Consider the following 21,338-nt stretch of genomic DNA (forward strand, 5'->3'; position numbering starts at 1 on the left):
GTCACAGCAGCTGCCGTTCCTGGGCGTCGATCTCGGCGCGGTGCTGGGCGGGGGTCTGGCCCGGGGCCATCGCCTTCAGCCGGTTGATGACGCGGCGCGAATTGGCATAGGGCATATCGCCATGCTGACGGCAGAGCGCGAATTCCTCCGGTCCGGGATCGCGGATGATACGGATGCCGTCGCCATCGGGTTCGATCAGCCCCATCAGGCGGAAGGCATAGAGCCAGTGCTCCATCGTCCGGTGGCCCCATTTCTCGGCAAAGATCTGGGTGTTGCGCAGCACCGAATGCAGGTGATGGACGGGCGGCATGCAATGGGGGTGATACTGGTGATAGACCCGCCCTCCCGCGATCCACCAGATCGGCATGCCCGCCTGATCCAGCGCCCGGCCGAAATCCGTATCCTCGCCGCCATAGCCGGTGAAGGCCTCGTCGAAGCGCGGGCCGGACCGCCAATCCGCGCGCCGCATGGCGAAGTTCAGCGACCAGAAACAGCGGTAATCCGTGCAGGCCGCGATCCCCGATGCGGGAGGGCCGGCGCGGTCGGAATGCTTGACGGCGATGGCGGCGAAGCGGTCGAAATCCAGCCCCCCGCCCGTCGCGCCCTGGGGCAGATAGAGGACCTCGCCCATGAATAGCCCGCGCCGGTCGCCCATGCGGTCCACATAGCTTTGGATCAGGTCCGGGGCGGGGATGCAGTCCACATCGACGAAGACCAGCACATCGCCCGTCGCCGCATCGGCCACGGCATTGCGGGCGGCGGCCAGGGGCAGCTCGGGTGCGGTCACGCGGATCTGGCGGATGGGAAAGCCGCATTCGGGCAGGTCGGCATAGTCGTCATCCTGCATGACGCCGATGATCAGCTCGACCGGGGGGTGGGTCTGGCGGGCAAAGCCGCGGATCACATTGGCCAGGTGGTCGGCGCGGCCCGCGGCGATGGTCAGGGCGGATACGGTCGTCATGCGGGGATTCCTTCGGCGGGGCTGGGGGACCAGAGCCGCGCGGCCAGCCCCTCCAGCCAGGTTGCGGTGTCGCGGGCGGCATGGCCGTCGCCCGTCAGGCGGGACTGGGCCGCAGGGTCGTGACCCTGCATCGCCCGGGTGACGGCGGCGCGCCAGGCCTGCGCGCTGGAGGGCAGATGCGGCAGATGGAGCGCCGCGCCCGCCCGGTCCAGCGCCACGGCCTTGAGGCGCTGTTCGTCGAAATAGCGCCATTCCGGCACCACGATCCACGGCCGCCCCGCCGCCAGCACATGGGCGCAGGTCGTGTTGCCGGTCGAGGAGACGACCAGATCGGCCGCCGCCACATGGGTCGCCGGATCGTCGACCCAGCCCTTGAAGCGCAGGTTCGCCCCGGTGGTCGCGTGCCAGTCGCCTTGAACCCGCCCGATGCACAGCCAGTCCCAATCGGGATAGCTGCGGGCGGCGACGCCCAAGGGGGCCTGGGCCAGCCCGCTGCCGCCATCGCCCGACACGATCAGCGCGACGGGGCGGTCAGGATCCATCCCCAAGGCCCGCCGGGCCGCGGCCCGGTCGGGAGTGGCCTGGGCCGCGATGCCCAGGCCCGGCGCATGGTGGATGCGGTCGACGAAGGGCGCCCATTCGGGCTGGGCCAGATCGCGGGCAAAGGGCGCCAACAGCCCCGCCGCCCCCTGATAGGCCGCCATATGCCCCGGATCGTCGCGCTGGCCATGCTGCAGCACCTTGACATGCGGGACGGAACAGATGCGGGCCAGCTGGGCGATCTCGGCGCTGACATCGCTGATCATCAGCGCGGGATCGGCGCTGGCGAACCACCCGGCGATGATGCCCATCGCCTCGCGGATGCCGGGCCAGCCCAGGGGCGCGCAATGCAGCGTGTCGGGCGTCGGCAGGTGATCCATGTCGCATTCGTCGCCCCGGCGCTGGAACAGCGACGGGATCGGCTGGACCCGCGCCTGCGGCGGCAGATCGCGCAGCACCGACGGATCGGCGCAGAACACCGTCACCGGCCGGGTGGGCGGCAGGGCACGCAGGATCGCCGCGCAGCGTTCGGCATGGCCCCGCCCCTGATGATGGACGAAGTAGCCGAAGGGCCGGGGCCCCTGATCGGGTGTGGCCTCGGGGATGTCACGCATGTTGCACCTCGGCCGGGATCAGCCCGAGGCGGGCCAGCCCGTCGATCACGCCCGCCGCATGGGCGCGGCTGCTGCGGCAGATGCGGGTGCCGCGCAGGTGGTCCAGCTCGGCCAGCGCATTGGCGGGCAGGATGGAATGGCCGCTGGCCGCCAGCATGTCCGCGTCATTGCCGCTGTCGCCCGCCGCCACGCAGCGCGACAGGTCCAGCCCGTGGCGGGCGGCCTCGAACCGCAGGGCCGCGGCCTTGCCCGCCCGATGTGGCAGGATGTCGATGAACCGCCCATGGGATGCGATGACCCGCGCCCGCAGACCCGCCCGGGCCAGATGCCGCGCGACGCGCCCGCCCTGATCGGCATCGCCCGTCAGCGACAGCTTCCAGCGGCGCTGTTCATGCGGGGCCTGCCAGGCGGGGCGCATCGCGGACAGCGCATCGAGTACCGCCGCGCGGTCCCAATCGGCATCCAGATGCGCCGCGTAATCGGGGCAGAGCCGCAGCCGGTCGCCATCGCGCCAGCGCCAGATCTCGGACCCGACGGAGGTGATGAACAGATCCGGCAGCGGCAGCGCCCAATCCTGCAGGACGCGCCGCGCCTCGGGCAGGGACCGCCCGGTGGCGACGGCAAAGACCAGCCCATCCGGGCGGCGTGCATGCCAGCGGCCGAACCCCTCGGCCGATCGGGCGCAGCCGGTCAGCGTGCCGTCGATGTCGCAGGCCAGGATCCGGCGCGGCGCCTCGGGCAGGACAGGCGCGCGGGCCCGCAGCCGACCCGCGATGCGCAGCGAGGCCTGCGCCCACCGCGGCCAGTCATAGGTGGTGGCGGCGCGGGCCTGGGCCAGCGGGATGCCGCGCCGGTCGCGCATCATCCGCAGGCAGGCCGCCGCGATGGCGCGCGGATCGCCCGGATCGACCAGCGCGCCATGGCCGATGCGGTCGATGATGTCCACCGGCCCGCCATGGCGGGTGGCCACGACGGCCACGCCCGCCTGCGCGGCCTCGATCAGGGTCAGGCCGAAGGGCTCGTGATGGGCGGGATTGGCGAAGACCCCGCCCCGCGCCGCAACGGCATAAAGCGCGCGCAGCTGATCCGCGTCGTGATCGGGCGGCATCGCCACCCGCCCCGCCAGCCCGAGCGCCGCGACCCGCGCGGCCAGCCCGTCGCGCAGCCGCGCCTGGTCGTCATCCATCCCCGCCTGACCGGCCAGGATCACCAGATTCGCCGCTGCGCGCAGCCGGGGCGATGCCGCGAAGGCCTCGATCAGCGCGCCGAGGTTCTTCTTGGGCACGGGCCGGGCGACGGCCAGCACGATGGGCAGGTCGGGCCGGTCCAGCAGCGGCGCGATCAGCGCCCGCCCGGCCGCGGGCCCGGGATCGGCGGCCAACGTCACGCCGGGCGGCAGGACATGGGCACGCCCCTCGGCCGCGGCGCCGTAAGGGGCCAGCTGGCGTTCGGCCTCGTCGCGCGAGGACAGGATGATCGCGCCCGCCCCGGCCATCGCGGCACGTTCGGACCGGATGCGGCCGCGCAGCGCGGGGTCGCGCCCGGCATCGGGGGATTTCTGCAGGGCCAGCGAATGGGGGGTATAGATCCAGGGAATGCCGAAGGCGCGCTCGGCGGCGCGGGCCAGCCGGGCGGCATCGGCGAAATGCGCATGGATGACGTCGGGGCGGCGGTCCATATTGCCCAGCATCGCCAGCAGCGCGCGGGTCAGGGCGGGGATCTGCGCCTCCAGCGCCTCCTTGGCCAGGTATCGCGGATCGCCGCTGCGCAGGCGCAGGATGCGGCATTTCGGCCCGACATCCTCGCGGTCCCGGTCATGGACGGGGTCCATCCCGGCGAATGCGCGGGTCACGATGCTGACGCCCCCCACCTGCGGCAGCGCGGCCTGGGCCATCGCCGCGCCCAGGACATAGGCGATATGGCCGCCGGTATCCTCGGTCAGGCCGAAACGCACCGGCGGGGCCTTGAGGCACCCGCCCAAGGCGATGTGCATGATGTCCATGGCGCGTTCCTCTTTGCTGTTCGGAGCCGTCGGGCGGGGCTGGCACTTGCACGACGTGCAGGGATCGGCCCGGGGTCAAACCCCCCCGCCCCGGCCCGGGTTCACGATAATCGTCCCCGATAAAGAAAGATGAATTCGCCTCTGCCTGCGTGAACGGCAGCGCCCCTGCCGCGTTCGGTCGGAAACAGGACCGGGGGTCGGGAATGCATCGCTATGTTTTCGTGGGCGGGTTGCACCGCTCGGGGACCTCGGTCCTGACGCGGATGATCGCGGCCCTGCCCGGCGTCTCGGCAATCCGCGACGCCCCGGTGCCGGAAAACGAGGGCTGCTATCTGCAGGGCGCCATCCCCCATACCGCGCTGCATGGCCGGCCCATGCATTTCGCCACCGACCCCGCCCAGCACATGACCGAGGGCCACCCGCTGGACCGGCTGGAGACGCGCCTTCGGCTGGAGGCCGACTGGCAGCCCTGGTTCGACCCCGCCCAGCCTTGGCGGGTCGAGAAATCGCCGGTGAACCTGACCCGCATGCGGCTCTATCAGCAGCTGTTTCCGCTGTCGCAATTCGTGGTCATCATCCGCCACCCGGAGGCGGTCGCCGCCTCGGTCGCGAAATGGGTGGACGATCCCGCGCCCGCGCTGATCGACCACTGGATCGCCGCGCATCGCCAGCTGCGCGCCGATCTGGACCATCTGCACGCCGCGATGGTGCTGCGATACGAGGATCTGGTCGCGCGCCCCGACCGGGCCATGGCCGCCTTGGCGGCGTTCCTGGATGTCGGGACCGCCCCCCTGCCCCAGGACCTGCATGACGGCAATGCCGCCACCCCGGCGCCGCGGCTCTCGGCGGGCCAGGCGGCGCGGGTCGCCTGCTGGGGCTATGGGCCGGGCCTGGCCACGGGGCCGCATGTGCCGCATGTGACCCACCCCCTGCGCCGCCTGCGCGAGGGTGCCCGCGACGCGCTGGCCTGATCGGCGGCCTTTCGCGGGCGCGGATTTCTGGCTATGGCATCGGATGGGCTTTGGCAGGGGCGGTGGGCATGGCTGTTGATCTGATCATCTTCGACTGCGACGGGGTCATCGCCGACAGCGAGGTTCTGTCGGCCGAGGTGCTGATCGACCAGCTGGCCCTGCTGGGCATCCCCGTCACCTTCGACGAGGTGCGCCGCGATTTCGTGGGCCGCAGCTTTCCCACCGTGGCGGCCACGATCCGCGCCCGCTTCGACCGCCCCCTGCCCGCCGATTTCGAGGCGACCTATCGCGCCCGCCTGCTGGACCGCTTCGCCCAGGGGCTGCGCCCGACGCCGGGCATCGGGGCGGTGCTGGCCGCGCTGGACCGTCCGGCCTGCGTGGCCACCTCCTCCAGCCCGGCGCGGGTGGCGCGGACGCTGGACCTGCTGGGCCTGGCAGGGGTCTTCGGCCCGCATGTCTTCACCGCCAGCCAGGTGGCCCATGGCAAGCCCGCCCCGGACCTGTTCCTGTTCGCCGCGGACCGGATGGGCACGCCCGCCCACCGCTGCCTGGTGATCGAGGACAGCCAGCCGGGCCTTCAGGCCGCCCGCGCGGCGGGGATGCGGGTCTTGCACTACACCGGGGGGGCGCATCTGCGCGACGCGCCTTGGGGCGCCGACCCGATGCGCTTTGACGACTGGCGCGGATTTCCCGCCCTGCTGGCCCGGATCGAGGCCGCCGCATGACCCAGAACCGCTTCACCCCCGAGACGACGCGCCTCGACGATGCGGCCCGGGCGGGCTGGCTCTACTATGTCGCGGGCAACACCCAGGACGAGATCGCGCGCAAGCTGGGCGTCAGCCGCCAGACCGCGCAGCGGCTGGTGGCGATGGCGGTCAGCGAAAGGCTGGTCAAAGTGCGGCTGGACCACCCGATCGGGCGCTGCATGGACCTGGCCGCCGCGCTGCGCGACCGCTTCGGCCTGCAGATGGCCGAGGTCGCGCCCTCGGACCCGGAGGCGCCGGACCTGCTGACCGGCATCGCCATCGCCGCCGCCGCCCATCTGGAACGGCTGCTGAAATCGCCCGACCGGCGCATCGTCAGCCTGGGCACGGGGCGCAACCTGCGCGCCATGGTCGAACAGCTGCCGCGCATGTCCTGCCCCCAGCATGTCGTCGTCTCGCGCCTTGGCAACATGATGGAGGACGGATCGGCCACGCCCTACAACGCGACGATCCGGCTGGCCGAACGGATCGGCGCGCCGCATTACCCCTATCCCCTGCCCGTCCTGGCCCATGACCCGGCGGAGCTGGCGGTGATGCGCAGCCAGAAGGCCGCGCGCATCACCACCGATCTGTGCCTCCGGGCCGACCTGTCGCTGGTGGGGATCGGCCAGATGGACATGACCGCGCCCCTGCATGTCGACGGCTTCCTGTCGCCGACCGAAATGGACGAGCTGTCGCGCGCCGGCGCCGCGGGCGAGATCACCAGCTGGGTCTATGACGACCGGGGCCGGATCATCGACTGCGCCTTCAACCGGCGCGTGGCCTCGGCGCCGCTGCCGGTGGGGGGCGACCAGCCGATGGTGGCCGTCGCCTCGGGCCAGACCAAGCTGCCCGCGATTCGGGCGGCCTTGGCGGGGCGGCTGATCAACGGGCTGATCACCTCCGAGGCCACGGCCGAACGCCTGCTGGCCTGAATTTCCCGATCATCGCAAGGCTGTTTGCGCCGTCGCCGCAGTGCGGCGGCGAATCTGCGTTGACATGGGCCATCAGGACTCCGAATATATGCCCACCGGCAGGGCAAATGCCCATCCGTCAAGGGAGGACTTGATGACGACCACATTCCGCGCCCTTCTGGGCGCCACGGCCCTGTGCGCCATCGGCGGTGCCGCCGCGGCCCAGGACCCCGTCACGCTGACCATCGCCACCGTGAACAACGGCGACATGATCCGCATGCAGCAGATGACCGCGCCCTTCACCGAGGCGAACCCCGACATCCGCCTGGATTGGGTCACGCTGGAGGAGAACATCCTGCGCGAGCGCGTCACCACCGACATCGCCACCGGCGGCGGTCAGTATGACGTGCTGACCATCGGCACCTACGAGGTTCCGATCTGGGCCGCGCAGGGCTGGCTGGCCCCGCTGGAGGACCTGCCCGACGATTACGACGTGGACGACCTGATCCCCGCCGTCCGCGAGGCGCTGTCGGTCGACGACACGCTGTTCGCCGCCCCCTTCTATGCGGAATCGGCGATGGTGATGTATCGCACCGACCTGGCCGAGGCGGCGGGCGTGACCATCCCCGACAACCCGACCTGGACCGACATCCGCACCGCGGCCGAGGCGATGACCGACCGCGACGCCGAAGTCTATGGCATCTGCCTGCGCGGCAAGCCGGGCTGGGGCGAGAACATGGCCTTCCTGACCGCCATGGCCAACAGCTATGGCGCGCGCTGGTTCGACACCGAATGGGCGCCCCAGTTCGACAGCCCGGAATGGCAGGCCACGCTGACCGACTATCTGGAGATGATGACGAATTACGGCCCCCCCGGCGCGTCCTCGAACGGCTTCAACGAGAACCTGTCGCTGTTCCAGCAGGGCCGCTGCGGCATCTGGATCGACGCGACGGTCGCGGCCAGCTTCGTGACCGACCCGACCGATTCCACCGTGGCCGACAGCGTGGGCTTCGCCCAGTTCCCCAACAAGGACGGCGTGGACAATCACGGCAACTGGCTCTGGGCCTGGAACCTGGCGATCCCCGCCTCCAGCCAGAAACAGGATGCCGCGCGCAGCTTCGTGGCCTGGGCGACCTCCAAGGGCTATACCGACATGATCGCCGAGGCGCAGGGCTGGCGCGCCGCCCCTCCGGGCACGCGCACCTCGCTCTACGAGAATCCCGAATACCAGGAGGCCGCGCCCTTCGCCGCGATGACGCTGGAGGCGATCAATTCCGCCAATACCCAGCAATCCTCGGTGCAGGAGGTTCCCTATACCGGCGGTCAGTTCGTGGCGATCCCGGAATTCCAAGGCATCGGCACGCAGGTCGGCCAGACCTTCTCGGCGGCACTGGCCGGGCAGATGTCCGCCGATGACGCCCTGGCCGCGGCCCAGTCCAGCACCGCACGCGAGATGGCCCGCGCGGGCTATCCCAAGTAAGACCCCCGCGCCGCCCCCGCTGCGGGGCGGCGCACCCCCCTTCCCCCCGCAAGGACGCAAGCCATGGCCACCCGCCAGACCGCCGGTCTCGCGCGCCTGATGCGCGCACCCGCCATCATCCTGCTGCTGATCTGGATGATCGTCCCGTTGGGGATGACGCTCTATTACTCGTTCCTGAACTACAACCTGCTGAACCCGGCCAATGTCAGCTGGGCGGGCTGGTTCAACTATCAGTATTTCTACACCGACCCGGCCTTCTTCGCCGCGATCCGCAACACGCTGGTGCTGGTGCTGGGCGTGCTGACCATCACCGTGGTTCTGGGCATCGCCATCGCGCTGCTGATCGACAAGCCGATCTGGGGCCAGGGGATCGTGCGTATCCTGATCATCTCGCCCTTCTTCGTGATGCCGCCGGTGGCCGCGCTGATCTGGAAGAACATGATCATGCACCCCTCCTATGGGGTCTTTGCCGACATCGCGCGGTTTCTGGGCCTCCAGCCGGTGGACTGGTTCGCGCAATATCCGCTGACCTCGATCATCATCATCGTCGCCTGGCAATGGCTGCCCTTCGCCACGCTGATCCTGCTGACCGCGCTGCAATCGCTGGACGGCGAACAGATGGAGGCCGCCGAGATGGACGGCGCCGGCCCCGTCAGCCGCTTCATCCACCTGACCCTGCCGCATCTGGCCCGCGCGATCACCGTGGTCGTGCTGATCCAGACGATCTTCCTGCTGGGCATCTATGCCGAGATCCTGGTGACCACCAATGGCGGGCCGGGCAACGCATCCACGAACCTGACCTATCTGATCTATCGCGCGGCACGGCTGAACTTCGACATCGGCGGCGCGGCTGCGGGCGGCATCATCGCGGTCATCCTGGCCAATATCGTCGCCATCTTCCTGATGCGCGCCGTCGGCAAGAACCTGGACTGAGGAGGACATCATGGCCCGCGTCATCACACCCCGCGCCCGGATCGGCTATACCGCCGCCGCCTGGATCGTCGCCCTGACCCTGTTCTTCCCGATCCTCTACACCATCATCACCAGCCTCAAGACCGAACAGGAGGCGATCGCCGGGTTCCGCATGATCCCGTCCTTCACGCTGTCCAGCTTCGAGGCGGTGCAGAACCAGAACAACTATTGGCGGCCCTTCACCAATTCGGTGATCCTGGCGGTCGGATCGACGCTGGTCGCGCTGGTCGTGGGAATCCCCGCGGCCTGGGCGATGGCCTTCTCGCCCACGAAAAACACCCGTGGCATCCTGATGTGGATGCTCTCCACCAAGATGATGCCCGCGGTCGCGGTGCTGGTGCCGATCTATCTGATCTTTCTGCGCACCGGGCTGATGGACACGCGCACCGGCCTGATCATCGTGCTGATGCTGATGAACCTGCCGATCGTGATCTGGATGCTCTACACCTATTTCCGCGAGATCCCGGGCGAGATCCTGGAGGCCGCGCGCATGGACGGCGCATCGCTGAAGGACGAGATCCTCTATGTCCTGACGCCCATGGCGATCCCGGGCATCGCCTCGACCATGCTGCTCAACGTCATCCTGGCTTGGAACGAGGCGTTCTGGACCATCCAGCTGACCACCACCAACGCGGCGCCGCTTTCGGCCTTCATCGCCAGCTTCTCCAGCCCGCAGGGGCTGTTCTGGGCGAAGCTCTCGGCGGCCTCGGTCATGGCCATCGCGCCGATCCTGATCATGGGCTGGTTCAGCCAGAAACAACTTGTCCGCGGCCTGACCTTCGGCGCGGTGAAATAAGGGGACCATCATGGGACGCATCACCCTTGAGAAAGTGACCAAGCGGTTCGGCGATGTCGAAGTCATCCCGCCCCTGGACCTGGATATCGACGACGGCGAATTCGTGGTCTTCGTCGGCCCCTCGGGCTGCGGGAAATCGACCCTGCTGCGCCTGATCGCGGGGCTGGAGGACACGACCGACGGCCGCATCCTGATCGACGGGCGCGACGCCACCCAGACCCCGCCCGCGAAACGCGGCCTGGCGATGGTGTTCCAGTCCTATGCGCTCTATCCCCACATGTCGGTCCGAAAGAACATCGCCTTTCCGATGCGCATGGCGGGCGTGCCGCAGGACGAACAGGACCGCCGTATCGCGGCCGCCGCCAAGGCGCTGAACCTGACCGATTACCTGGACCGCAAGCCCGGCCAGCTGTCGGGCGGCCAGCGCCAGCGCGTGGCCATCGGCCGGGCCATCGTGCGCGAGCCCTCGGCGTTTCTCTTCGACGAGCCTCTGTCGAACCTCGACGCCGCCTTGCGCGTCGGCATGCGGTTGGAGATCAGCGAGCTGCACAACCGCCTGAAGACCACGATGATCTATGTGACCCATGACCAGGTCGAGGCGATGACCATGGCCGACAAGATCGTCGTCCTGCGCGCCGGCCATATCGAACAGGTCGGCAGCCCGATGGAGCTTTACCGCGCCCCCCGCAACCTCTTTGTCGCGGGCTTCATCGGCAGCCCGAAGATGAACCTGATCGAGGGCCCCGAGGCCGCCCGCCACGGCGCCCAGACGATCGGCATCCGCCCCGAACATATCCGCGTATCCGCCACCGAGGGCGCATGGCAGGGCCGCGTCGGCGTCTCCGAGCATCTGGGTTCGGACACGTTCTTCTATGTCGAGGGCACCGGCCTTGCCGACACGATCACCGTGCGCGCGGGCGGCGATATCGACCTGCATCACGGCGATACCGTCTGGCTGACGCCGGACACGGCGCAGATGCACCGCTTCGGCGCGGACGGGCTGCGCATCGCCTGAACCCCATTTCCGGCCCCGACCGAACGAACGGCCAGGGGCGCTTTGACGAAAGGTCCGATCATGGCCATTTCCCTGTCCGGGGCCGCGCTGGCCCATCTGCCGCAGGATGTCGCGGCCCCCGCCTATGACCGCGCGGCGCTGCGGGCGGGCATCCTGCATGTCGGCGTCGGCAATTTCCACCGCGCGCATATGGCCTGGTATCTGGACCGGCTGTTCGCCTTGGGCCGCCACCATGACTGGGCGATCCGCGGCGCGGGCGTGCGCCCGGGCGACGCGGCCATGCGCGACCGGCTGGCGGCGCAGGACTGGATGACCACGCTGGTCGATCTGGCCCCCGAGGGGCTGTCGGCGCGCATCCTGGGCTCGATGGTCGATTTCGCCCGGGTCGATCCGCAGGCGACGGTCGCGGCCATGGCCGATCCCGCGATCCGCATCGTCTCGCTGACCATCACCGAGGGTGGCTATTACGTCGATGCCAAGACCGACGGCTTCGACGCGGACCATCCCGACATCCGTCATGACGCCGACAACCCGGACGATCCGCGCACGGTCTTCGGGATGATGCTGGCGGCGCTGCGGGCGCGGCGGGCGGCGGGGCACGCGCCCTTCACCATCCTGTCCTGCGACAACCTGCCGGAAAACGGCCATGTCTGCGCCGCGACCGTCACGGGCCTTGCGCGCCTGTCGGACCCGGCCTTGGCCGACTGGATCGCGGCCAATGTCGCCTTCCCCAATTCCATGGTCGATTGCATCACCCCCGCAACGGGCGACCGCGAACGCGACCTGGTGCGCGACCGCTTCGGCATCGAGGACGCCGCCCCCGTCGTCTGCGAGCCCTTCCGCCAATGGGTGCTGGAGGACAACTTCCCCCAAGGCCGCCCCGCGCTGGAGGCGGTCGGTGCCCAGTTCGTCGCCGATGTCGCCCGGCACGAGCTGATGAAGCTGCGCATCCTGAACGGCGGCCATGCGGCCATCGCCTATGGCCCCGCTTTGCTGGGCCATCACTTCGTCCATGACGCCATGGCCGTTCCCGACATCGCCGACTGGCTGCGCGCGCTGGAACGGCGCGAGATCATCCCGACCCTGCAGCCCATCGCGGGCGTCAGCTATGACGACTACCTGGCGCTGATCGTGGATCGCTTCTCGAACCCGCGGATCGGCGACACGATCCCGCGGCTGTGCCTCGACGGGTCGAACCGCCAGCCGAAATTCATCCTGCCGACGCTGCGCGACCGGCTGGCCGCAGACGCCCCCATCGACGGGCTGGCGCTGGAACTGGCGCTGTGGTGCCGCTATTGCGAAGGGGTGACCGAGGACGGCCAGCCCATCCCCCCGAACGACGACAACCATGCCGCGTTGCGCGACCGGGCCATCGCCGCGCGCGACGATCCGCGGGCCTTCCTGTCCAACACCGCCGTCTTCGGCGATCTGGGCGATGACCCGCGGCTGGTCGCGGCCTTCACGACCCAGCTGGCGGCGATCCGCGCGCAGGGCGTGCGCGCGGTGCTGCGGGCCTATTCCGGCTGATCCTCGATCCGGGCCAAGGCCTGGCCCTGGGCCAGGCTGTCGCCCTGACCCGCCAGCCGGGTCAGGCGGCCCGCGCGGGGCGCCTCGATCCGGGTCTCCATCTTCATCGCCTCGATCACGGCGATGACCTGGCCCGCCTCTACCACGGCCCCGTCATCGACCTGCCACAGCGACAGGCTGCCCGAGACGGGGGCGGTGACGGCGCCCTCCTCCTCCTGCGCGGGGGCGGGCTCCGGGGCGGGCGCGCCGCCCAGGGACAGCATGCCCTGCGGGATGCCCAGCATGTGCCGGCGGCCGTCGATCTCGATGGGCAGGCGGATCATCGCGACATCCGGGGCGGGGTCCACGCGCGGCGCGGGGGCGACCGCTTGGGCCAGGCGGTCGGCGAAATCGGTCTCGATCCAGCGGGTATGCACGTCGAAATCATCGGTGAATTCCGGCGCCTCCAGCACCGCCCGGTGGAAGGGCAGGACCGAGGCCACGCCCTCGATGCGGAATTCGGCCAAGGCGCGGCGCGCGCGGGCGATGGCGGTGGCGCGGTCGGGGCCGGTCACGATCAGCTTGGCCATCATCGAATCGTACTGCCCGGGGACCTGGCCGCCGGCCTCGACGCCGCTGTCCAGGCGGATGCCGATGCCGCCGGGCGGCTGCCACAGGGTGATCGGCCCCGGCGTGGGCAGAAAGCCGCGGCCCGGATCCTCGGCATTGATGCGGAACTCGATCGCATGGCCGCGCGGCGCGGGCACCGCGTCCGAGGCCAGGCGCGCGCCCTGGGCCACGCGGATCATCGCGCGGACGATGTCGATTCCCGTCACCTCCTCGGTGACGGGATGTTCGACCTGAAGGCGGGTGTTCACCTCCAGAAAGCTGATCGTGCCATTGGCCGACAGCAGGAATTCCACCGTACCCGCGCCGCTGTAACCCGCATGGGCGCAGATGGCGCGGGCGGCCTCGTGGATGCGGTCGCGCTGGTCGTCGTCGAGGAAGGGCGCGGGCGCCTCCTCGACCAGCTTCTGGTTGCGGCGCTGCAGGGAACAGTCGCGCGTGCCCAGGACCTTGACCGTGCCGTGGCGGTCGGCCAGGACCTGCGCCTCGATATGGCGGGGGCGGTCCAGGAACTGTTCGACATAGCATTCGCCCCGGCCAAAGGCCGCGACGGCCTCGCGGGTGGCGGCGTCGAACATCTCCTCGACCTCGTCCAGGGCGCGGGCGACGCGCATGCCGCGCCCGCCGCCGCCGAAGGCCGCCTTGATCGCCACGGGCAGGCCGTGATCGCGCGCGAAGGCCAGCGCCTCGGCCCCCGAGGCGACGGGGCCGGGGCTGCCCGCGACCAAGGGCGCGCCCACGGCCTGGGCGATCTCGCGCGCGCGGATCTTGTCGCCAAGCGCGTCGATCACCTCCGGGTCCGGGCCGATCCAGATCATCCCGGCGGCCTGCACCTTGCGGGCGAAATCGGCGTTTTCGGACAGAAAGCCGTATCCCGGATGGATCGCATCCGCCCCCGCCCGGGCGGCGATGGCCAGGATCGCATCGCCGTCCAGATAGGTCTCGGCGGGGCTGGCGCCGGGCAGGGCATGCGCCTCATGGGCCAGGCGAACGAAGGGCGCGTCGCGATCGGGGTCGGAATGGACGGCGATGGCGGTGATCCCCTCATCGCGGCAGGCGCGGATGACGCGCAGGGCGATCTCGCCGCGATTGGCGATCAGGATGCGGCGGATCGGGGCCGTGTCGGGCGTCTGGTCAAGAAACATCGGACCTCTCGGACAGGATGGGGGCAAAGGGCGCATCCGCGACGAAGCGGATCCGCGCGCCGGGGGGCAGCTGGCCGGCCAGGTCCAGCGCCTCGGGGCGCAGGGTGGCGATGACGGGATAGCCGCCGGTCAGCGGGTGATCGGCCAGAAACAGCACCGGCTGGCCGGAATGGGGGATCTGGACGGCACCGGTCGCGGTGCCCTCGCTCGGCAGTTCGGGGCCGTCGCGGGTGATCGCATCGCCCGCCAGCCGCACCCCCACGCGCGAGGATTGCGGCGTCACCCGCCAATCCTGGCCCAGAAAGCGCGCGACCGCCGCCGCGTCGAACCAATCCGTCCGCGGCCCGAGCGTCACGGCCAGCCGCACCACGCCCTCGGGGCGGGGCAGATCGGGGCCGGGGCCTTGGTCGGTCACCGCCTCTGCCGGTCGGCCCGCCGGGGCCAGCGCGTCCCCGTCGGTCAGGGGCGCGGGGCCGATCCCGGCCAGCGTGTCGGTCGCGGCCGATCCCATGACGGGGGGGATGTCGAACCCGCCCCGCAGCGCCAGATAGCTGCGCATGCCGCGCGCGGGGGCCTCGATCGCGATCTCGTCCCCGGCATCGACGGCAAAGGCCGCGCCGCGCGGCACCGCGCGCCCGGCGACCACGGCCTGGCCCGCACCGGCCAGGGCCAGAGTCATCGCGACCTCGGCCCGCAGGCGCAGGGGGCCCAAGGTGATCTCCATCGCGGGATCGTCGGCGGGGTTGCCCACCGCCCGGTTGGCGCGGCGCAGCGCGCCCCGGTCCAGCGCGCCCGAGGCGCTGACCCCCTGCCCCGCCTGACCGATGCGCCCCCCGTCCTGCAGCAGGATCGGAAAGCCGGTGCGGATGACGCGCAGCCCCCGCACAGCGGGCGCGGGCGGGGTGGCCACCGGATGGACGTGCGCCCGACCCTCGACGAATCGCGCGCGGACGCCCGGCTGCAGGATGGCCGGCGGGTCGCGGGCCAGGTCGAACATCGGCAGCGCCGTCCGGCCGATCAGCTGCCAGCCGCCGGGGCTGGCCTGCGGATAGACCCCGCAGAACCGCCCCGCCAGCGCGACCGAGCCTGCCGGAATGCGCGTGCGCGGCGCGGGCCTGCGCGGCAGATCGAAGCGCGCATCCCCGCAGGTCATATAGGCAAAGCCCGGCGCGAAGCCGCAGAAGGCCACCTGCCAGACGGCCTCCTGATGGGCGGCGATGACCTCGGCCCGGGTCAGGTCCATCAGGGCCGCGACCTCGTCCAGATCCTCGCCGTCATAGGTCATCGGGATCTCGACGACCGGGGCGTCCCGGTCGGGGATGTGGCTGCCTGCAGGCCGCCGCGCCAGGATCGCGCGGGCCAGATCCGCATCCGCCGGCACCCCCGGCGCGGTGGTCACCATCAGCGTGCGGGCGGCGGGCACGATCTCGGCGATGCCCGGCACCGGATCGGCGGCCAGCGCATCGAAGAGCGCCAGCGTCCGGCCAAGATCCTCCAGCTCGACCAGCAGGCAGCGCGGGCCGATGGGCAGGACCCGGGTCATGCGAAGCCCGCGATGGTCACGCCGCGATCCAGCAGCGCGGCGCGCACCGCCCCGGCCATGGCGACCGCGCCGGGGCTGTCGCCATGCACGCAGATGCTATCGGCGCGCAGATGCAGGTCGGACCCGTCCTGGGCCTCGATCACCCCTTCGGTGGCCAGGCGGACCATCCGGGCCGCCACCAGGTCCGGGTCATGCAGCACCGCGCCGGGCAGCCGCCGCGAGACCAGCGCGCCCGCCGCCGTATAGGCGCGGTCGGCGAAGGCCTCGGCCACCACGCGCAGGCCCGCTGCGCGGGCGCGGTCCAGGATCGGCGCCCCCGCCAGCCCCATCAGCACCAGTCCGGGATCCACGGCCCGGATCGCGTCGATCACCGCATCCCCCTGCCCCGCATCCGCCGCGATCGTGTTGTAGAGCGCGCCATGCGGCTTGACATAGGCCACCCGCGTCCCCGCCGCCCGCGCCAGCCCCGCCAGCGCCCCGATCTGATAGATCACGTCGGCGCGCAGCGTCGCGGGCGCCACATCCATCGCCCGGCGGCCAAAGCCCACCCGGTCGGGATAGCTGACATGCGCGCCCACCACGACGCCGCGCCGCGCCGCCTCGGCCAACACCTCCAGCAGCCCCTCCGGGTCGCCCGCATGAAACCCGCAGGCGATGTTGGCCGAACTGACGATGCCCAGCATCGCCGCGTCATCGCCCATGCGCCAAGCGCCGTAACCCTCGCCCAGGTCGCTGTTCAGATCGATCCGCATCGGTTCTCCTCCCTCCCTCAGGTGCCCAGAAACGCAAAGATGGTGCCGACGGAACGCGCCCCCATATACCATGTCAGCGCGCAGGTGATCGCCCCCAGCACCAGCAGCATCCGGTTGTAGCGGTGCCCGCCCATCAGGTCGGACCGCGCAAACCCGATATAGGTGAAGATCGTCAGGCCGATCGGCAGGATCAACCCGTTGAAGCCGCCCACGAAGACCAGGATCGCCGCCGGCGCCGTGCCGATCGACAGATAGACCAGCAGCGACGTGCCGATGAAGGCCACCGTCGCATGGCGCCGCGCCCGGTCGCTGCGGATCCCCGCAACATCCAGAAAGCTGACCGAGGTATAGGCCGCCCCGATCACCGAGGTCAGCGCCGCCGCCCAGAGAACCACGCCGAAGACCCGCATCCCCCAATCGCCCGCCGCCGCCTGAAAGGCCTGGGCCGCGGGGTTGGCGCCCTGGCTCGACAGATCCAGCGTCACGCCCGACGCCACAACCCCCAGGATCGCCAGGAACAGCACGAATCGCATGACGCCCGTGACCGCGATCCCGGTCAGCGCGCCGCGGGTCACGGCGGCCAGGTTCGCCTCGCCCGTCAGGCCCTTGTCCAGCAGCCGATGCGCCCCCGCATAGGTGATATAGCCGCCGACCGTGCCGCCCACGATGGTGGTGATGGCGGCGAAATCGATCCGGTCGGGCCAGACGGTCTGGCGCAGCGCCTCGCCCACCGGCGGGTTCGATTGCAGCGCCACGAACAGCACCAGCAGGATCATGACCACGCCCAGCACCACGATCATCCGGTCCAGCAGGATGCCCGCCTGATGCGACAGAAAGATCCCGATGGCCAAAGCCGCGGTGATCGCCCCGCCGATCCGCGGATCCAGCCCGATCATCGCGTTCAGCCCCAGCCCGCCGCCCGCGATATTGCCGATGTTGAAGGCCAGCCCGCCGATCACCACCAGCGCCGTCAGCAGATAGCCCGCGCCGGGAATCGCCGCATTCGCCGTCTCGGATGCGCGCCGCCCGGTCAGGGCGGTGATGCGCCAGATGTTCAGCTGCACCACGAAATCGATCAGGATCGAGGCCAGGATCGCGAAGGCGAAGGCCGATCCCATCCGCGCGGTGAAGCTGGCGGTCTGGGTGATGAAGCCCGGCCCGATCGCCGATGTCGCCATCAGGAAGATCGCGGCCAGCAGGCCTCCGCGCAGGCTGGCTGCGGCGATGCCGCGGTCGGTGGACATGATGGGACCCCTCTGTCGATGCTTTTGACCCGAGGGTTTCCGATCCGGGGGCGATCCGTCAACATTTTTATGACAACTGGACCCATATTGTTGAACAATGCTGCCCGAACCTGCCCATCAGACGGGCAGCCCGCATGGCTTGCCGCGCCCCCCCTGCCCCGCCATGATGCCGGCATGAGCGATGATTCCACGACCCCCGGCCTGACCGAACAGACCGCCGCCCGGCTGCGCGGCCAGGTCATGGCGGGCCATCTGCCGCCGGGCGCGCGCCTGTCGGAACAGCGCCTGGCCGCCGATCTGGCCGTGTCGCGCAACACCCTGCGCGAGGCCTTCCGCCTGCTGGTCCATGAGGGGCTGTTGACCCATGCCCCCCATCGCGGCGTCTCGGTCGCGGTGCCGACCATGGCGGGGGTGCTGGACATCTACCGCGTCCGCCGGCTGATCGAGATCCCCGCCTTGGCCCAGGCCTGGCCCCGCCACGGCGCGGTCCTCGCCATGGCCGAGGCGGTGGCCCAGGCCCGCGCCGCACGCGAGGCGGGCGACTGGCGCGCGGTCGGCAGCGCGAACATGCAGTTCCACGGCGCCATCGTCGCCTTGGCCGACAGCCCGCGCCTGGCGGCCTTCTTCGCCCAGGCCATGGCCGAGCTGCGCCTGGCCTTCGGCCTGCTGGACAGCCCCGAGCGCCTGCACGCGCCCTTCCTGCAGGAGAACGGCGCGATCCTGTCGCGGCTCACCCAAGGCGATGCGGCCGGGGCGGCGGACAGCCTCGCGCGCTATCTCGACCAATCCGAGCGCGTGGTCATGGCCGCCTTCGCCCGGATCGGCTAGGCTCCAGACTCATTAAGTTTCACAGCCAGAACAAGACGGTTGCGGCGAGCATGATCGCTGAGAAGAACGTTTCCGGGCAGCGGTCATAACGGGTTGCGACGCGCCTCCAGTCCTTCAGACGTCCGAACATGATTTCGATGCGGTTACGCCTTTTGTAACGCCGCTTGTCGTATTTGACGACCTTCTTGCGGGACCTCCGTCCGGGGATGCGAACCTTTATCCCCTTGTCTTTCAAAGCGTCTCTGAACCAGTCAGCGTCGTAGCCCCTGTCGGCCAGAAGCCACTCAGCCTTCGGCAGGCTGCCCAGCAGCGCCGCCGCGCCGGTGTAATCGCTAACCTGGCCGGCCGACATGAAGAACCCGATCGGCCGCCCCTTCGCATCGGCGACAGCGTGCAACTTGGTGTTCATACCGCCTTTGGTGCGCCCGATCTGGCGCCCGCGCCCCCCTTTTTCACCCCAAGGCTCGAGGCCGTGCGGTGTGCCGTGAGATAGGTCGCGTCATTCATGATCGTCTTGTGCTCGGCGCTCTCGGCGGCAAGGCCGACCATGATCCGGGTGTTCAGTCCCGGCATCTGGTGGATCGGATTGACGATGAATCTGTCTGGCTCTGAAGTCCAGACCTTGCAGATGTATTCGTAGGGTGTGACACCGCTCAGCGTCTTGAGCCTGCGTGCGAAATTGTAGGCGGCGATGAAATCGGCGAGGTGCGTGCGCAGCTGGCTGTGGCTGTCGTAGTGGTAGCGCTTGACGGTCGCGTCCTTGATCGTCCTGTTCATCCGCTCGACTTGGCCATTCGTCCACGGGTGGTTGGGCTTGGTCAGCCGATGCTCGATCCCGTTTGCCTCGCAAATCATGTCGAACCGCATTTGCCGAGAGTAAGGAGTGTTACGGTTTCGAGGCTGCTCTGCGAACTGGATGCCATTATCGGTCAGGATCGTGTGGATGCGGTAGGGCACGACGTCCAGAAGGTGCTCCAGGAACTCCCAAGCGGTTTTCCTGTTGGCCTTTTCCGCCAATTGAACGACAGCAAATTTGCTGGTGCGATCAATGGCTACGAAGAGGAAGAGCTTGCCTTCGGCCGTCTGCACCTCGGCGATGTCGATATGGAAGAAACCTATCGGGTAGCGCTTGAACTTCGCACGCTTGGGCTTGTCCCCGCCCACGTCCGGCAGTCGCGAAATGCCATTCCGCTGCAGGCATCGGTGCAGCGCCGAGCGCGTCAGATGTGGGATAGAGGGCTGAAGAGCGTAGAGGCAGTCGTCCAACGGCAGCAGCGTATGGCGCCGAAACGCGACGATTGTTGCTTCCTCGGCCTCACTCAAGACCGTGGAGCGTGGCTCCTTCGGCCCAGTCTTACGGTCCTCAACTGTCTCGCGCTTGCGCCACTTCGCGACAGTCTTTGGGTTGATGCCGAGCTCCCGGCTCAGCTGCGCGAGCGAAGCTTGCGATCATTCGGGCGAGGCCCTCGGACCGATGGCGAGCCGGCCCTCATTATTGCAGCTCTGACAGCGTGCGTGGTCGTGGCGCTCCCGTGACGAACTTGTCCCATAATGCTTCCTTCCATTCCTGCGAAAGGATTGCACCATCAAACCATGGGATCAAACACCTAGGGCAGGATGCGGACCTGCCCCGCCCCCGGATCGCAGCGCCACGCGGCCATGCTCAGCCGCCCCATCAGATGCGTGCGCAGATAGGTCGCATGAAAGCGCGAGGGCGCCCTGAGCGACAGGCCCCCATCCCCCTCCTCCGCGACCAGCGGCGCGAACCAGGCATCGAAGAGCGCCCCGTCCTCGGCCCGCAGCAGCGCGCGCATCCGCGGCCAGAGCCCGTCGCCCGCCACCTCCGGCAGGTCGCGGTAAAAGGGCACGACATTCGGCGCGGCCTCGGGCGGGGGCCCGCCCATCCGCGCGACGTAATCCGGCCCGATATTCGCCCAGGCCGGGCGGGTGTCCAGCATCACCCGCTCCAGATCCAGCCCCAGCACCGAGACCCGGCCCCGCGCCCCCTGCCGCTTGACGATGATCCAGCCCAGCTGGCGCAGCCGCGCCATGTCGCGCTTGACGGTGCGCTCGTCCACGCACCACAGCCGCGCGATCTCGCGCTGGCCCACGGTCAGCTCATCCGCCTGCCAGTTATAGCGCGCCGTGATCAGGACCGTCAGCCGCAGCACCAGCCGCTGGCGGTGCTGGTCACCGGCCAGGCCATGGGCCATAAGGGCTGACAAGATGTCATATTTCTTCGCCGCGGCGTCTCGCCCGACGGGTCTGATGACCTGCATGACTGCTCCTGCCGGGTTGACCCGGTCGCTGCTCGGCGCGGCTGGCGCGGGTTCGTCCCAACGTCTTTCGCCGCTCTGTCCTCATTTGCGTCCTTGATCGCGATTCTGTCAAGCCGCGATCCGCAGCCGGAGTTGCTCTGCCCCTTTTCCCGATCTGAGTCAGGGTATCACTGGTATAGGGGGCCATTCTAAGCGTCCCGCATTCGGCCCCTATTGTCCCCCATTCATCAGCGCTTTGGCCAGGTCTGTCCCCCATTCGGCCCGAGCACCCTGGCCGGGCGATTCGCCCAGCAGAGACTGGGCGGATGCGTTTTCGCATTGCAGTGAACAAGGCTTTTGCCAAGACCGCAAATCCGGCGTAAAAGAGGAACAGGCAGGAATCTGCGTCCTTGAGAACAGGCATATC

At 69.7% G+C, this 21,338-nt stretch carries 17 protein-coding genes and 2 pseudogenes; 9 read left to right on the forward strand and 10 right to left on the reverse strand.

Translation table 11 applies throughout. The features are described 5' to 3' along the window. Position 1 precedes the first annotated feature (1 nt). Genes JHW48_RS17875 through JHW48_RS17885 form a run of 3 tightly spaced genes read right to left on the reverse strand, consistent with a single transcriptional unit; the run spans position 2 to position 4,117 of the window. Entirely contained in the window at positions 2-961 is a 960-nt protein-coding gene (locus tag JHW48_RS17875; protein ID WP_119886252.1) for a glycosyltransferase family 2 protein, read from the reverse strand. Beyond that, the gene (locus JHW48_RS17880; protein WP_119886253.1) at positions 958-2,115 is read right to left on the reverse strand and encodes a glycosyltransferase; all 1,158 of its coding nucleotides are present in this window, start codon (positions 2,113-2,115) and stop codon (positions 958-960) included. The genes JHW48_RS17875 and JHW48_RS17880 overlap by 4 nt, the downstream gene beginning before the upstream one ends. Beyond that, complete coding sequence (locus JHW48_RS17885) at positions 2,108-4,117, reverse strand: HAD-IIB family hydrolase (protein WP_119886254.1); 2,010 nt, start codon at positions 4,115-4,117, stop codon at positions 2,108-2,110. The genes JHW48_RS17880 and JHW48_RS17885 overlap by 8 nt, the downstream gene beginning before the upstream one ends. Before the next feature lie 203 nt (positions 4,118-4,320). Here JHW48_RS17885 and JHW48_RS17890 point away from each other — a divergent pair, with 203 nt between their 5' ends. The 8 genes from JHW48_RS17890 to JHW48_RS17925 all read left to right on the forward strand — a co-directional run bounded on the left by JHW48_RS17890 (position 4,321) and on the right by JHW48_RS17925 (position 12,535). Then, entirely contained in the window at positions 4,321-5,088 is a 768-nt protein-coding gene (locus JHW48_RS17890; protein ID WP_119886255.1) for a sulfotransferase family protein, read from the forward strand. A gap of 68 nt (positions 5,089-5,156) precedes the next feature. Further along, positions 5,157-5,813: an HAD family hydrolase gene (locus JHW48_RS17895; protein ID WP_119886256.1), complete on the forward strand. Its 657-nt coding sequence runs from the start codon at positions 5,157-5,159 to the stop codon at positions 5,811-5,813. After that, on the forward strand, positions 5,810-6,766 hold the full coding sequence (locus JHW48_RS17900) for a sugar-binding transcriptional regulator (protein WP_119886257.1): 957 nt from the start codon (positions 5,810-5,812) through the stop codon (positions 6,764-6,766). The genes JHW48_RS17895 and JHW48_RS17900 overlap by 4 nt, the downstream gene beginning before the upstream one ends. A 133-nt stretch (positions 6,767-6,899) precedes the next feature. Further along, the gene (locus tag JHW48_RS17905) at positions 6,900-8,225 is read left to right on the forward strand and encodes an ABC transporter substrate-binding protein (protein ID WP_119886258.1); all 1,326 of its coding nucleotides are present in this window, start codon (positions 6,900-6,902) and stop codon (positions 8,223-8,225) included. 63 nt (positions 8,226-8,288) lie between these two features. After that, a complete protein-coding gene (locus JHW48_RS17910) occupies positions 8,289-9,158 on the forward strand; it encodes a carbohydrate ABC transporter permease (protein WP_119886259.1) in 870 nt (289 codons plus the stop codon). A 10-nt stretch (positions 9,159-9,168) separates the two neighbouring features. Continuing rightward, complete coding sequence (locus JHW48_RS17915) at positions 9,169-9,993, forward strand: carbohydrate ABC transporter permease (protein WP_119886260.1); 825 nt, start codon at positions 9,169-9,171, stop codon at positions 9,991-9,993. 10 nt (positions 9,994-10,003) lie between these two features. After that, on the forward strand, positions 10,004-11,008 hold the full coding sequence (locus JHW48_RS17920; RefSeq protein WP_119886261.1) for an ABC transporter ATP-binding protein: 1,005 nt from the start codon (positions 10,004-10,006) through the stop codon (positions 11,006-11,008). 60 nt (positions 11,009-11,068) lie between these two features. Further along, positions 11,069-12,535 (forward strand): mannitol dehydrogenase family protein, encoded by a 1,467-nt coding sequence (locus JHW48_RS17925; RefSeq protein WP_119886262.1) that lies wholly within the window; start codon positions 11,069-11,071, stop codon positions 12,533-12,535. On the opposite strand, the gene JHW48_RS17930 is transcribed toward JHW48_RS17925, so the two are convergent. Genes JHW48_RS17930 through JHW48_RS17945 form a run of 4 tightly spaced genes read right to left on the reverse strand, consistent with a single transcriptional unit; the run spans position 12,523 to position 17,825 of the window. Next, complete coding sequence (locus JHW48_RS17930; protein ID WP_119886267.1) at positions 12,523-14,253, reverse strand: acetyl/propionyl/methylcrotonyl-CoA carboxylase subunit alpha; 1,731 nt, start codon at positions 14,251-14,253, stop codon at positions 12,523-12,525. The genes JHW48_RS17925 and JHW48_RS17930 overlap by 13 nt on opposite strands. A 22-nt stretch (positions 14,254-14,275) precedes the next feature. Beyond that, positions 14,276-15,829 (reverse strand): 5-oxoprolinase subunit B/C family protein, encoded by a 1,554-nt coding sequence (locus JHW48_RS17935; RefSeq protein ID WP_119886263.1) that lies wholly within the window; start codon positions 15,827-15,829, stop codon positions 14,276-14,278. Continuing rightward, positions 15,826-16,581, reverse strand: coding sequence for a LamB/YcsF family protein (locus tag JHW48_RS17940; protein WP_119886264.1), 756 nt, complete (start codon positions 16,579-16,581; stop codon positions 15,826-15,828). Before JHW48_RS17940 ends, JHW48_RS17935 begins: the two co-directional genes overlap by 4 nt. A gap of 17 nt (positions 16,582-16,598) precedes the next feature. Beyond that, positions 16,599-17,825 carry an NRAMP family divalent metal transporter gene (locus JHW48_RS17945; protein ID WP_119886265.1) on the reverse strand — a complete coding sequence of 409 codons (1,227 nt, stop codon included), beginning with the start codon at positions 17,823-17,825 and terminating at the stop codon, positions 16,599-16,601. A 174-nt stretch (positions 17,826-17,999) separates the two neighbouring features. On the opposite strand from JHW48_RS17945, the gene JHW48_RS17950 reads away from it, so the two are divergent. After that, on the forward strand, positions 18,000-18,653 hold the full coding sequence (locus tag JHW48_RS17950) for a GntR family transcriptional regulator (protein ID WP_119886266.1): 654 nt from the start codon (positions 18,000-18,002) through the stop codon (positions 18,651-18,653). A gap of 19 nt (positions 18,654-18,672) precedes the next feature. Here the strand turns inward: JHW48_RS17950 and JHW48_RS17955 are convergent. The 3 genes and pseudogenes from JHW48_RS17955 to JHW48_RS17965 form a co-directional block, all read right to left on the reverse strand. Then, positions 18,673-19,220, reverse strand: a pseudogene (locus tag JHW48_RS17955) (IS5 family transposase); the annotation flags it as partial. After that, positions 19,212-20,203 (reverse strand): annotated as a pseudogene (locus tag JHW48_RS17960) (IS481 family transposase); the annotation flags it as partial. The pseudogenes JHW48_RS17960 and JHW48_RS17955, both read right to left, overlap by 9 nt. 57 nt (positions 20,204-20,260) lie before the next feature. Then, positions 20,261-20,932, reverse strand: coding sequence for a hypothetical protein (locus JHW48_RS17965; RefSeq protein ID WP_119886607.1), 672 nt, complete (start codon positions 20,930-20,932; stop codon positions 20,261-20,263). Between the last annotated feature and the right edge of the window lie 406 nt (positions 20,933-21,338).

The organism is Paracoccus aestuarii (assembly GCF_028553885.1).
GTDB classification, from domain to species: Bacteria; Pseudomonadota; Alphaproteobacteria; order Rhodobacterales; family Rhodobacteraceae; genus Paracoccus; species Paracoccus aestuarii.

Coding starts and splice junctions, on each gene's coding strand:
- JHW48_RS17900 (WP_119886257.1), top strand. CDS start 5,810: ATGACCCAGAACCGCTTCACCCCCGAGACGACGCGCCTCGACGATGCG.
- JHW48_RS17915 (WP_119886260.1), top strand. CDS start 9,169: ATGGCCCGCGTCATCACACCCCGCGCCCGGATCGGCTATACCGCCGCC.
- JHW48_RS17925 (WP_119886262.1), top strand. CDS start 11,069: ATGGCCATTTCCCTGTCCGGGGCCGCGCTGGCCCATCTGCCGCAGGAT.
- JHW48_RS17875 (WP_119886252.1), bottom strand. CDS start 961: ATGACGACCGTATCCGCCCTGACCATCGCCGCGGGCCGCGCCGACCAC.
- JHW48_RS17940 (WP_119886264.1), bottom strand. CDS start 16,581: ATGCGGATCGATCTGAACAGCGACCTGGGCGAGGGTTACGGCGCTTGG.
- JHW48_RS17950 (WP_119886266.1), top strand. CDS start 18,000: ATGAGCGATGATTCCACGACCCCCGGCCTGACCGAACAGACCGCCGCC.
- JHW48_RS17935 (WP_119886263.1), bottom strand. CDS start 15,829: ATGACCCGGGTCCTGCCCATCGGCCCGCGCTGCCTGCTGGTCGAGCTG.
- JHW48_RS17965 (WP_119886607.1), bottom strand. CDS start 20,932: ATGCAGGTCATCAGACCCGTCGGGCGAGACGCCGCGGCGAAGAAATAT.
- JHW48_RS17890 (WP_119886255.1), top strand. CDS start 4,321: ATGCATCGCTATGTTTTCGTGGGCGGGTTGCACCGCTCGGGGACCTCG.
- JHW48_RS17885 (WP_119886254.1), bottom strand. CDS start 4,117: ATGGACATCATGCACATCGCCTTGGGCGGGTGCCTCAAGGCCCCGCCG.
- JHW48_RS17945 (WP_119886265.1), bottom strand. CDS start 17,825: ATGTCCACCGACCGCGGCATCGCCGCAGCCAGCCTGCGCGGAGGCCTG.
- JHW48_RS17895 (WP_119886256.1), top strand. CDS start 5,157: ATGGCTGTTGATCTGATCATCTTCGACTGCGACGGGGTCATCGCCGAC.
- JHW48_RS17880 (WP_119886253.1), bottom strand. CDS start 2,115: ATGCGTGACATCCCCGAGGCCACACCCGATCAGGGGCCCCGGCCCTTC.
- JHW48_RS17905 (WP_119886258.1), top strand. CDS start 6,900: ATGACGACCACATTCCGCGCCCTTCTGGGCGCCACGGCCCTGTGCGCC.
- JHW48_RS17920 (WP_119886261.1), top strand. CDS start 10,004: ATGGGACGCATCACCCTTGAGAAAGTGACCAAGCGGTTCGGCGATGTC.
- JHW48_RS17910 (WP_119886259.1), top strand. CDS start 8,289: ATGGCCACCCGCCAGACCGCCGGTCTCGCGCGCCTGATGCGCGCACCC.